Genomic DNA, 12,508 nt, shown 5'->3' with positions numbered 1-12,508 from the left:
AGGGAAGCAAGATATGTACGAACTTTTAGTTGGCCTGGAAGTTTCAAATGATGAAATGTATTCGGACTATCGGTCGGCCATAAAACCGTTACTGAAGTTATTTGGTGGGCGTTTCGGTTTCGATTTAGTCGTTTCTGAGGTTCTACATTCAGATGTCGATGAACCAATCAATCGAATTTTTACGATTCAATTTCCTGGCCAAACTGATGCAGAAGCTTTTTTTTCAGATAGTGAGTATTTAAAAGTAAAAGCTCAATACTTTGATGCATCTGTATCTAATACGACTATAATTTCGAGTTACGAAAGAGCCACTTAACAAGCTTAAGTGGCTACGCAACAATTGATAGCAACAGCATCTAAAGAACAATCACAAGTAACCGAAGATATTACTCCACGAATCACTCACATCAATGAAATATCGATTGACACATAAGCCAGTGCCGAATAACTTGCCAGTACCAGTGAGGGTGTCGCGAATGCTGCAAAAGCACTTAGGAACCAAAACTTTCAAACTATGAGTTAAGTTTGACTAACAATATGTCTTCTCGAAAGAAGTTGGTTATTTAATTCATAAACATCCAGTATAGTTGAAAGAGTGCTTATGAATCATGCGCTTAAGGCTCTCTTGATGTGCCGCTACCTAAAGTTACAATCCTCAAAAAATAACTTAAGTTAGTACTTTATATTAGTTGTTGAAAATCCCCGACAGGTAAAGGCTTGCCAAACAAGTAGCCCTGATAGTGCAAGCAGCCTTCGTTGTTTAAGTAGTCACGTTGACCTTTCGTTTCAACACCCTCAGCAATAGTATGCAACCCCAACGCTTCTGACATTAAAATGATTGTCCGAACAATGGATTGGTCGCTCTTGTCTGTTTCCAAATCATCGACAAAAGACTTGTCAATTTTAAGGTGGTTCAGAGGTAATTTTTTTAAGTATTTTAACGATGAGTATCCGGTTCCAAAATCATCAAGAGAAAACAAAATACCAATGTCTCGTAACTCATTCATAGTATTAATGGTCGATTCCATGTTGTCGACGAACACCGTTTCTGTTAGTTCAAGATATAAGCTTTCCTCTTTTATTTTATACTCACTAACTAGTTGTTTTACCAGTTCAGTAAATCCAGGCTCTCTCAATTGTTTGTAGCTAATGTTCACAGACAGAGTTAAGTTTTTAAATCTAGGAAGTTGTTGCCATGATAACAGTTGACGACATGCTTCTTCCAGAACCCATGTGCCTATGGACACAATTAAGCCTGCTTTCTCTGCGGCTGAAACAAAATCATAGGGGCTCATCAATCCCCGTTCAGGATGGTGCCACCTAAGGAGTGCTTCAGCACCCAAGACATTACCATGGTAGTCGACCTGAGGTTGGTAAAAAAGTTCAAACTGCGCTTCCCTGGTAGCTACGCGTAGAGCATTCTCCAGCTCGAACAAGGAAGCGACTTCTGCTTGCATTTCAGGGTTAAAAAAGCAGACAGCATTTTTACCCGAATGTTTGGCTTTATACATCGCGATATCTGCTTGTTTAAGCAGCTCAGAGCCTTGAAAAGAGTTACTATTGAACAAGACAGCACCAATACTCGCGCTGCTTGTGTATTGATATTCATTCAGTTCGTATGTTTCAGACAAAGTGTCTAACAGTTTCGAGGCGACAGTCTCAGCAAGAGAAGTTGCATCTTTCGAAGATTCTCCCAAATCTCGCAACAACACAACAAATTCATCTCCCCCAAAACGTGCAAGCGTATCATCGACGAGCAAGCAGCGCTGAATGCGTATGGCCGCTTCTTTAAGAAGAGCATCGCCATGCTCATGGCCGTGGGTGTCGTTGATGGTCTTAAAATCATCGATATCTAAAAAAAGTAAAGCATGATAACTGCTACTTTTATTGCATTTTTCAATCAACCCATGAAGTTTGTCGAACAATAAATGGCGATTCGGCAAGTTGGTTAACGAGTCATGATGCGCTTGATTAAAAAGCACTTTTGCTCGTTCTTTTTCGTTTCTCGATATCGCATGTGTTAGCGTCAAAAGCAAAATGTTATATAGAGAAAATACATAAAAGGCGAAAGTAATGCGATTTACGAAGCTGTCAATGACATATTGTTCGTCAATTTTTGAGACAAACCAAAAGTCCAGGAACTCGTCATAATAAGAGACGACATGATAACGTATGTCTGATGCCCGCTCAGAAAACTGGAATTCAGTAAAATTTTGATTCGCCTTTGTGTTTTCTCTCAATGCCAAATAAAATGCTTCATCCACTTGCTGTGTGTATACTACATTTTCATCGGTGCTAAACACGGGATACTTATCACGTCGAATGATTTCAACCATATGTTTTTGAACTTCCGAATCATGACCATCAAAAATTGGGGTATTGTCTAACCTAATCCCAGCTGTCATGACAGCGACTGCTTGAGGTGCCCCGTCTGGAAGGTAAATGGCTTTTCGAATAGGCATAGCGTAGTTCTCAGCCTCCAATGCATTGATGACATACGTTGGCCCTGTCTGGATCTTTTGGCTATCTCTCGCGATACTGAATGACTCTCGCGTTTGTTCCAGTGTCATTAAGTTGGGAAGTTTCTCTAAGTCAAAATTCGAGCTGGCAACCAACGCTCGCCCATCATACGCTACTAGACCTAGCCCAAGAAATGCGTTATAGGTCACCATAGTGCTGTCTAACACGGCATCATGAATAGGTTTGTCTGGTAAATGATGTTGAGAAATTAAGTACAGCCCCAAAACGCTGAGCAATGATTCCTGGGATTCAATAAAAGCACGAACTGAGTTACCAAATAGCTCTATATGAGCCTGTTGCTTGTTCAATGCTTCTTGTTTAGTAGACTGCCAACCGTAATACGCATAATAAGAAAACGCTGCCAACGACGTAATAAAAACGAGAGTAAATATCATCCATACATTTCTTTTAAAAGTCATTCTCATCCTTTAGTGTTTTAATGCGACTATTGCTTTGTTACGGAAAAGGTTAACGTGCTATCTCTTAAGGGGGTGAATCAAGAGCTCAGTCATTAGATCTCTAAGCGCTTAAAAATTGATGCAATTTTTTGGACGTCGTTGAACTTGTCTCTGCACTCAAACGCTAGCTCTCTTTAATCACAAAGCTGCCCCTCAAGTGCTCGAACTAAGTTGATTATAGACTCTATCTCACTTTTTATAAGTTTGTGTTTTGGGGATTTGACTTTGAGTTTTAACCAAGCAATTAACATTATGTTTATTGTTGTCCTTGGTACGAACTTTTAGTGAGCTGCTACATTTAACCAAAGGTCCAGTAGTTCCTCATCTACAGTTGATACTAACAAACTTTAGTGCTCACATCGGATTGTATTACTCACTGGTTCACCAAAAATATTGAGCCAAGTTATAAATAGCAGAAAATTGAATTGACCATATCATTACATATTCTAAAAATTGCTTCCAACTTTAGGTGCTATGCTCTAATGTTGAACGGTGAAATTCTTATGTAACAATGACTAGGTTCAGGAGTCTATTTCTTAAGAATGTGTTTGGTTTCAGAGTCAGAGAACCTTATTTATACTAACATCAAGTCAGCTCCATTCTTTAATCGTATATTTGGTCTTAAGCTAGTAATATTTTCACTTAGGGTATAATGCGGGGTTCCTGTTGGTTGTGTTTTTGTAATGTTTTTTAATATCAGTTATTTGCATTTAAATGGGCGGCATGATGTAACCCGCCTTTTGGACATTACGGTGAAGTTGTGCTTAACGACTTGAGTGCAGGGTGTGGTGGTTACGAGGGAAATGCTCAAGCATTCCGAATCTTACGTACTTTAGAAAAGAAACATTACGCTTATCCGGGGCTAAACCTAAATGTACGTACACTAATGGCTATAACCAAATACTTCTTCAATAAGCAGCAGAACAGTAAAAAGTTCTTATACGATGCTGATTATGACTTTTTGAAAGGGGCACTCGAAAGTAAAGGAGTTGCTGTCACCAAGAGTATCGACGCTGAAATAATGGATTTAGCCGACGAAATTGCGTATGCAGCTCACGACCTAGAAGACGCACTAAGCTTTGGCATGATTAGTTTAGGTGAAATAGTTCATGAGTTTAGCATTAGCGACAAGTTTAAAGATGCATACCCAACGATGGCTAAGATTGCAAAAGACGCACAAAATGTAGCTATGAAAGCTAGTCGGAGTGGGACATCTGAAGAGTATGCAATTGTTCTCAAGAAAGAGCTGACGTCAAAAATAGTTAATACTTTATGCTCTGACATTGGTTTAGTTGGTGGTTGTTTGGGTTACAAACAACATGCAAAGCTAGCTGAGGGCTTGAAGAAACTGTTGTTTAAAGCAATTCTTCGTAAGAAAGATATCCAGCTTTACGAACGAAGAGGCGAGCAGATTATTCGTGGCTTGTTTGAGGTTTATTCTGATGAAAATTACAACAAAGATAACATCTTACTACCACCAGAGTTGCGTGCAATTAATGACTGTAAAACTCGCGTAGTTACTGACTACATATCAGGCATGATGGATTCATATGCCGCTCAGGAGTATGAAAAGTACTTTGGTAAGGGCAGTGCAGATAAATTCTATTTTAAGTAGAGTTTGCTCATAACAACTTAAGTGGACAGTCAACGCGTGGTGGTTTTAGCAATCAAGTTGGCTAATGTGTTTACGTTGGCTAGCTTGAGTTTATCAATGCGTTGCTACTACTTATTGGGCGTTATAAAACCGAGGACGTTCCATGGAAAAATCTGAGTATGGTAAATGGATTCATGCAGCCTTTACGGGAGCTAGTTTTGCTTATTTCCTAGCTGTGATTGATAAGGTTGATCTGATCACTTCAAGCGTATTTTTGTTTTGGGCAACAATCTTTTTTGCACAGGCTCTTATTCTAAATTCCATATGGGCAGTTGCGCATCATGGTTTCGATGCTGAGATTAACTCGCTTCTGAAAAAACATAGTATGTTTCGTCGTTTCAGTAGCTTATCGCAGTGGTTGTTCATTTTTGCAGTAATAGCGCTAGTTTTACATGTCTTTGTACCAATCATGAAAGCTTTGTTATAAAAAAGCTTTTAAAACGGACTCACGCCTTAACTTCCTTAGCATGACGGCTTATACAGGTGTAATTCGGGTAAATAAGCGGGATATTAGCCAGCTTAAAAACTGAGCTAAAGAAGACTTCGAAACGCTCTCAATGGCATAGAGAAAACTCGTTTTACTATCAGTGCGGTAGTAATTGCTAAGTCGTTAAATCGGCGAAGTCTACCTTGTTAGTTTTGCTTCCACCCGGCTATCGCTTCCCTCATCAACTCTAGTTAATTGTTCTGTAATGGGGTTTAGATATGTGGCTATGCAATTGCGTGCATTTTTCTAGAGTAAATAGTTGATGGCATTGTATACTGCTGATTTTCAATGTTGAGAACTTACGATGAATTACGAACAAGATCCGATGACAGGCTTTAAGACATTAGAGATGGCGTTTTCCGAAGGGTTTCGAATGAAGCGAGTACCGTTCACGGAGGATATTTATTTTGTTAGAGATAGAGCTCTTGGATACTACCGCTACACTTACGCTCGCCTAGATAAGCTAAAAGTCTTACAGACTGTTGTTTTGAATGGAAAAGAAGAACTTAACGGGCTACCTTGTTTTGGTTTGTACTACGGAACTCTAGAATCATTAAGAGGCACGGGTGTAACTGTCCCGTATATTCAAAAGGTACTTGCTGAATTCACGAAAGGTCTGCCGAAAAAACTCTCTGAGTTTTATATCGAGACTAGTGTTGATATCTCTAACGAAGCATCTCTTGCTGTTGCTGAAAAGTTGTTTGGTGAGCCAGCGACAGACAGCGTGGATGAAGCTACAGGTGAACCAATTAGAGTTTGGCAAACTAAGGTTGGTCGTTAAATCCGCATACAATCATTTAAGGCAGACATCTTAATTGGACGTCATTTGCAAGGAGTAAATATGAGATTTTCGTCAAGGTTTATAAAAGCCAAAGGCGAGCAAGAGATCATCTTCGAAGATGCTCCTAAGAAAACTCGAATTGGTTATTATTCCAATGTTCTAGAGCCTTATTTAAAGTCTGGTAGGCAAGGTCAATTTGAGCCTCTTGATTGCTATGAAGTTCATGAACAGTTTTGTAAGCTTATTCGTGATGAGAATTTGCCGTGGGACTACGACGATCAAGATGGTCGAACATCACTCTACAGCCATTTACTGCTTTGTGATTGGTTTGAGTTCTACGACTTAGTCGAGATGGTTGCGAAAATCTTAATCGAATACAACAGTGATCCGTTCGCAAATGATTTATATCGCTACCAAGGCTATCAAACGAAACTTAACGCATTGTTTGAAGAAGACGCGGTCGGTTGGCGGCTAAACGAGTCCGGTGAACTCTACAGACACATACCAGAGGCTCTTGTTTCTAGGTTAAATAGTGTTTCATCTGACATTGAAGCTCAGTACCAACCTGCTCGCGCACATTACAAAAAAGCGGTTAAATTCCTTTATCAGCACCCGATAGATCCATCAAACGCAATAAAGGAGATAGTAAGTGCATTGGAAAGTGTAGCAAGAGTTCAAAATACAAGTGCTTCGACTTTAGGTGAAGCTATCAAGCAAATGAAGAGAAAAGAGCAGTGTCCTCGACTGTTACTAGATTCGATGGATAAGCTTTATGCATATGCTAACAGTACCGTTCGTCACGGAAATAGAGAGGTTGTAGACGTCACCCTACAAGAAGCTGAATTGGCTCTACATACAGGTATTGCATTTATTCGCTATCTTATTGATAACAAGTAAAATTACATATGGTAAGCCGTTGTATATAGGCGTGATAAAAAGTCTGGTGACTTAAAACCAAAGCGTGCGCTGAACACCTCACTAGGACAGAAGCTAGAAAAGGTTTTAAGGACAAAAAAATATAGCAAATGCTCAATAAGGATTTTCAACACATGGCACTTTTGCTATCCGTTAAGATTTGTGTTTACGCTGCTTGCAGCGACTTTGGTATCGCGTTGCTCTGCCCTTAACAAGGCTACACTCAAAGTTCTACACCAATCATTTGAATTAACCTTCAGCTTTGTTAATTCTAGTGTTGTGAAACTATACTCACATTTAATCACTGGAGGATTTATGGCTAAAAATATACGTGGCAATAACGACGGCGATCATGGTGAAAATGACTCTTATACAATTCAAGGTCGAGGGGTTGTTAGTCGAGAAAAGCTTGTCGATGAGGTCAACGCAGGAAAGCACCCTAACCATCACGTAGTAAATGTAAATGGTGAAGATTATGTTCGGTCAAACCCTGACAAACAGGAATCAAATAACGTAAACAAAGATTAGTCGCATAAGTTTCTTGCTAAGCAAGTAGTTAAGAGAAATTCCCAACGTTTGGCATTTTTAGTGTCATCGTTGCTCACCTTAGTGCGGCGTTAGCACTCTTAATCGTAGATTGACCAGCATCTTAGAAAAAAGCTGGAGGCAAAATGATTTACTCGAAAGATTCCAAACAAGAATCTGACGTAATAGTTTTTGGTAAGTCTGAAGAGCAGATTGCACAAGATCTTGAAAATGGAGTCTCTAGGTTTGGAGGCAATTTTCGAGAGCCCAGTTATTCAAGAGCATATCTAAATTCTGCGAAAGTACTCTTAGATAATGCGATTTCCACTAATCAACTTGATGAGTTTGGTTTACCCATTTTCTATATGGTGCGCCATGCAACCGAGCTTAAACTGAAAGATCTACTTGGTTTGGCTTATGACGTGTTAAAAATGCGACACGATCTAGATGGAAGTGAGAAATCTGAAGCCGAGTTGCCCTCGAATAAGCAGTTAAAACGCTTTGAAAGTAGTCATGAGATAAATAAGTTATACGATGACTTAAAGGTTAATTGTAAAAAACTCGACACTGTTGTGCCGAACTTCTTGTTTGATCCTGTGGTTGAGTCGATTCAACGCTATGAAGTTGCGCCCACATGGTCACGATATCATAAATCTAACAAAGGTCTTCATGTGGCAAATGAAATAGAGCTTCCCATTGTTCGGCTAGTCAAAGACTTAGAAGCAATGTTTAAAGGCGTATCCTATGACTTTGAAAACTATACAGACACTCTTGAATCAGAATTATATCACGAATTCAATCACTTAATGTATCGTCTCGAAACCCCTGAGTGCTAACAAAACTTAAGAGTGATTCTCAACGCTTGGCATTTTTACTGTGCGTTACGTTCAGTTTTTAAGGTGGTATGCGGAAACATAGGTATTGCGTGCCTCTCACTTAAAAAGGTGTCTAGTTGTCTAGGTGTTTAGTTGTTGCGTCGGTAAATAAAGAGGTAGGTAGGTTGGGTAAAAAGAAGCGCAAAAAGTCCAAATATGACTTGGTTAAAACTCTAAGTCCAATGGCATTCCCAGTTGAATATGAAGAGTTTACAAAGTCTCTTTATGCGAAAGCGTGTCAGGGTTCTCGAGAATTATGGGGAAAAATCAACAGTTTAGAAGAATTGCAAAATACCCCTGAGCTTAGAAAGCAATTTTACAGCACTGCAAATAGGGGCATGATGTCAGCACAAGATGATATCGTCGCTATGGTTCAAAGTGAAGACAAGCTCGATTTCCCAAAGGAGTTATTGCTTCGAGGCATTGCAGATGCAATTGCATGGCAACTTTTAGGGCATCAATTAGCTCATGCGAGGAGATTTTTCAAATCAACAGCTCAGCCAGATCTATATAACAGCAATTTTGAGTCTGTGGTGTTTGCGGCTCGAGAATCACTGAAAGATAAGCCTAATGCAGTGTCACTTATATCAGATTTAACTTCATTTATACAAGTTGGGGATCTACTCGTATATGAACCAGAAAAAGGTTTAACGATTGCCGAAGTTAAAGAGGGGGCTATGAATGCCAAAATTGGCGATTTCATGAAATTCTACGCAGAATCTCGTTGCGATAGAGCTCTTTATTATTTCTCCAATCGCGAGGGTGAGCAAGCGGTTAAGCAGCTTCAGCGAATGGCTCGTCAAGTCAATAGAATGTCCCATGTAACATCAGTTCTTAGTAAGGGGTACGGTGTTGACCCTGATTCAAATGAAAAAGTTAGAATACCAGAGCCATTCTTCCCCATTCAGATGTGGGATGACAGACTCAACAGTACACTAGAGCAAGCAAATAGTAAGGGTTGGGCTCTAGATGTTATTGATAATTGTCTTTTTCTTGGTGTATATACATCAGATCATATGCGAGTTGGCGGACACATTATGTTCAACGCGTGGTTTGACGAAATGGGGGGGACTCCCGAATGCCCAAGGTCTCTATTAATTGACTGCATGCGTAATCCTTTAGCGCTACCTATATTTAGTCGGAACATTTCAGATGAAGATAAATTTGATGTGTTGTTCGGGAGAAAGCAAGTTTGTATGGGGATCTGTATTGAGTCACTATTAAGTGAATGTGAACAAGCAGGTTTCTCTGTAAGGTTTGCTACTAACAAAGAACAAGGTCGCTTAAATCAAACGGGTAAGCGACCATATAAACACAAAGGCAAAGCAGTATTTATAGGTAAAGGCAACAAAGAATTTGTCTTGATGGATGGCATTTTTTTACGTGTTATGTTCCATGGACAAAGCCCAATATCTGTAATTAGAACAATTTTGGAAGATGTTGAAGTAAACACTTATCAAACTGAATCAGAGTGAGTGTTTACGGCGCAGTGGTTTAGATTAGTAGGTCGCGCTGCTCACTACTTCACTGGGCGTTAACTCTATGTTGAGTTTGGAGGTAAGTTTGTCAGTAGGCTCAATCGGTAAAAAACAAGCAAAGTCTGGAAATGTTGGGTACAGTGATCCAGTTACGATCCATGAAACTACTCGTTCAAGAATAGACTTTGTTCCCTTCTACATAACTAAATCCCAAGGTGTAGAGCTTGCTGGGAAAATAATTACGTATAAAAAAGATAAGACACCTTTTGGCTGGCTTCCTGTCGATGAGAAATCAGTCTCATTACAAGCCGGATCGTTGCTTAAGTTGTACGAAGCCATAAAATCACATGTTGCAGTAAAAGATGAAACTGAGGGTGACTTTCTATTAATTCGAGTCAATGATGGTACAGCTCAGCTAGCTGAACATGATCCTCAATCCGTAGCAAACGCATTGACGGCGGTCTTATCACAAAGTGAAATAGTTAAGCATTTGGAGAATACTGATTTATCAGACGAACTAGCTAATGCTTTAAAAGGTTCAATCCGCTTAAAAGATATGAAGTCGGCAGTTAACCAGCTGCGCAATCATCTAAATAACCAAGAAAATGATGAAAAAATATATCAAAAGTGGTGTGAGGAATATCCATGGGCATTCGGTAATGCTTATGTCGTAAATGATGACGTTAGGGCTATCTCTCCTCACGATCACTTAGATCTGATGCTGTCGAATGTAATCGGTGGTTTTCGAGATATTATTGAGTTAAAAAGGCCAAATATGGAAGTCTTAAACTACGATAATTCTCACCGGAATTTTTACTTTTCCTCAGAAGTGTCGAAGGCAATTGGCCAATGCCATCGATACATGGACGTGTTTAATGATGTTGCATCCAAAGGGCTAGCAGATCACCCCGAAATCGTTGCATACCATCCTAGGGCAACGATTGTTATTGGTCGTTCTTATGATTGGAGTCCTGAAAAACACAAAGCATTGCATGGGTTAAATTCTAGGTTAACTAGCTTATCTATAATGACTTATGATCACCTTTTAAACCAAGGTGAAAGACTTGTAAATTTGCTAGAGCCTAACCAAAGCTCTTTAGTTGATAGTCCAGCTGTAGACTGTGATGACTGGGTAGATTTCGAATTCTAGAGAGTTAACAAGTAAGAATTAAATGCTCCGCAGTCAGCGCTGAATCCCGATTGTTGAACAAGCCTGAAGCATCTATATGCTATTTGTCTTGTGTTCAAAGTTTGGTAGTTGACAAAAAAGCCCGCGCAAACACAGCTGTATAAGGGTAAGCGTCCGCCATTGTCACCGCTGGGGTTAGCTCTCTTTATATTGTACAGAGTACAGAATAGGTGGCTGGTTAATTAGTAGGGAATGCCTCTAGCACAACGAGGTTGTGATAATATGAATTATTACCATCTGTGGCGAGAGGCTTGCAATAATGGCTTGATTCATAAACGATATATTTGAATGTGAGACTCGAATTGATTCAAGGTGCTTAACTTAGCTTTTACTAGGGCAGGGGGATTGAAATTATAGAATAATTGAATGCCCCGTACCCCGAGCCGTACCCGGGGTGGAATTTATAATGCCTTGTTTCGTGCTAGTTCCTTATTTTATAGGCTCTAGCAGTACGCCCGCCTCCATATGGTGGGTGTATGGGAACTGATCAAACAGAGCGAATCGTTTGATTGCGTGTGTTTCTTTAAGAATGTCTAGATTGTCTTTTAGTGTCTCAGGGTTACATGAGATATATAGAATACGCTCGTACCCCTGAACCATTTTGCATGTATCGATATCCATCCCTGCACGAGGTGGATCGACAAAAATGGTATTGCAGTTGTAGCTTTTAAGATCAATGTTCTGTTGCTTTAGACGACGAAACTCTCGTTTACCTTCCATTGCTTCGGTAAACTCTTCCGCAGACATGCGAATGATTTGTACATTTTCAATGTTGTTGGCTGCGATATTGTATTGAGCAGAATCGACTGATGGCTTAGCTAGCTCTGTTGCCAGTACACGCTCAAAGTTCTGAGCTAAAGCTAGTGAGAAGTTTCCATTACCACAGTACAGCTCTAGAAGATCGCCTTTACTCTCGTTAGTGCAATCTATCGCCCACTCCAGCATTTTCTGTGCTACTTCACCATTAGGTTGAGTAAAACTGTTTTCGACTTGTTGGTAGATATAAGGTTGGCCATTAACATTCAGCTTTTCAACAACGAAATCTCTGTCGAGAACGATCTTCATCTTACGAGCGCGACCAATAAGGTTCAGGTTAAACCCTTCCGATTCTAACTGCGCTTTTAGGTTTTTTGCATCTTCAGTCCACTGCTCGTCAAGCTGGCGGTGGTATAACAGTGATACAAGGATTTCACCACTGAGTGTGGATAGAAAATCTACCTGAAATAGTTTTTTACGAAGCGACTCTTTATCTTTAACCAGCTCTACTAATTTAGGCATCAAGTCGTTGATTAGTTTGCTTGCCGCCGGGAATTGGTCAACTCGATACTTTTCGCGAGTTTCCTGATTGAACATGATGTAATAAAGGTCATCACCTTCATGCCAAACTCGAAACTCCGCACGCATTCGGTAATTCTTCTCTGGTGATTCATATACCTCAAGCTCGGGAACACCATATTCGGAAAACAGCTCATTCATACGAAGCTTTTTTTCTTCTAGTTGTTCTTGATAACTTTGAGGGTTCATTTCAGGAATTGCCATATCGTTGCCTTACTCATTCGCACGGAGAGCGCAGATTTTATTCAATAGCAGGAGCATGTCCAGCTTTGTGTTGCTTTATTTAAAGTG

General features: G+C 39.9%; 10 protein-coding genes and 2 pseudogenes. 9 read left to right on the top strand and 3 right to left on the bottom strand.

The features are described from left to right. Positions 1–13: 13 nt before the first annotated feature. Complete coding sequence (locus SNR28_RS25885; RefSeq protein WP_375751818.1) at positions 14–316, top strand: DUF1330 domain-containing protein; 303 nt, start codon at positions 14–16, stop codon at positions 314–316. Between the two features lie 364 nt (positions 317–680). On the opposite strand, the gene SNR28_RS25880 is transcribed toward SNR28_RS25885, so the two are convergent. Beyond that, positions 681–2,939: a putative bifunctional diguanylate cyclase/phosphodiesterase gene (locus SNR28_RS25880; RefSeq protein ID WP_375751817.1), complete on the bottom strand. Its 2,259-nt coding sequence runs from the start codon at positions 2,937–2,939 to the stop codon at positions 681–683. Positions 2,940–3,708: 769 nt separating this feature from the next. On the opposite strand from SNR28_RS25880, the pseudogene dgt reads away from it, so the two are divergent. Both dgt and SNR28_RS25870 read left to right on the top strand, forming a co-directional pair. After that, a pseudogene (gene dgt / locus SNR28_RS25875) lies at positions 3,709–4,593 on the top strand (dGTP triphosphohydrolase); the annotation flags it as partial. A gap of 142 nt (positions 4,594–4,735) precedes the next feature. After that, positions 4,736–5,059 (top strand): MFS transporter permease, encoded by a 324-nt coding sequence (locus tag SNR28_RS25870; RefSeq protein ID WP_375751816.1) that lies wholly within the window; start codon positions 4,736–4,738, stop codon positions 5,057–5,059. 25 nt (positions 5,060–5,084) lie between these two features. Here SNR28_RS25870 and SNR28_RS25865 read toward each other — a convergent pair. Continuing rightward, positions 5,085–5,265 (bottom strand): annotated as a pseudogene (locus SNR28_RS25865) (transposase); the annotation flags it as partial. A gap of 158 nt (positions 5,266–5,423) precedes the next feature. Here SNR28_RS25865 and SNR28_RS25860 point away from each other — a divergent pair. The 6 genes from SNR28_RS25860 to SNR28_RS25835 all read left to right on the top strand — a co-directional run bounded on the left by SNR28_RS25860 (position 5,424) and on the right by SNR28_RS25835 (position 10,843). After that, complete coding sequence (locus SNR28_RS25860; protein ID WP_375751815.1) at positions 5,424–5,900, top strand: hypothetical protein; 477 nt, start codon at positions 5,424–5,426, stop codon at positions 5,898–5,900. A 60-nt stretch (positions 5,901–5,960) separates the two neighbouring features. Continuing rightward, positions 5,961–6,797, top strand: a complete 837-nt coding sequence (locus tag SNR28_RS25855; protein WP_375751814.1) for an AbiJ-NTD4 domain-containing protein — start codon at positions 5,961–5,963, stop codon at positions 6,795–6,797. A 333-nt stretch (positions 6,798–7,130) separates the two neighbouring features. Next, positions 7,131–7,343, top strand: a complete 213-nt coding sequence (locus tag SNR28_RS25850; protein WP_375751813.1) for a DUF3892 domain-containing protein — start codon at positions 7,131–7,133, stop codon at positions 7,341–7,343. A gap of 143 nt (positions 7,344–7,486) precedes the next feature. After that, the gene (locus SNR28_RS25845) at positions 7,487–8,176 is read left to right on the top strand and encodes a hypothetical protein (protein WP_375751812.1); all 690 of its coding nucleotides are present in this window, start codon (positions 7,487–7,489) and stop codon (positions 8,174–8,176) included. A gap of 164 nt (positions 8,177–8,340) precedes the next feature. Then, a complete protein-coding gene (locus SNR28_RS25840; protein WP_375751811.1) occupies positions 8,341–9,690 on the top strand; it encodes a hypothetical protein in 1,350 nt (449 codons plus the stop codon). An 88-nt stretch (positions 9,691–9,778) separates the two neighbouring features. Then, a complete protein-coding gene (locus tag SNR28_RS25835; protein ID WP_375751809.1) occupies positions 9,779–10,843 on the top strand; it encodes a Shedu anti-phage system protein SduA domain-containing protein in 1,065 nt (354 codons plus the stop codon). Between the two features lie 468 nt (positions 10,844–11,311). On the opposite strand, the gene trmA is transcribed toward SNR28_RS25835, so the two are convergent. Continuing rightward, entirely contained in the window at positions 11,312–12,421 is a 1,110-nt protein-coding gene (trmA, locus tag SNR28_RS25830) for a tRNA (uridine(54)-C5)-methyltransferase TrmA (protein WP_375751808.1), read from the bottom strand. Positions 12,422–12,508 lie beyond the last annotated feature (87 nt).

The sequence above is a fragment of the Vibrio iocasae genome, from assembly GCF_042245395.1.
In the GTDB taxonomy this organism is placed as follows: Bacteria; Pseudomonadota; Gammaproteobacteria; order Enterobacterales; family Vibrionaceae; genus Vibrio; species Vibrio iocasae.
This window is presented reverse-complemented; position numbering and strand designations above follow the sequence as displayed.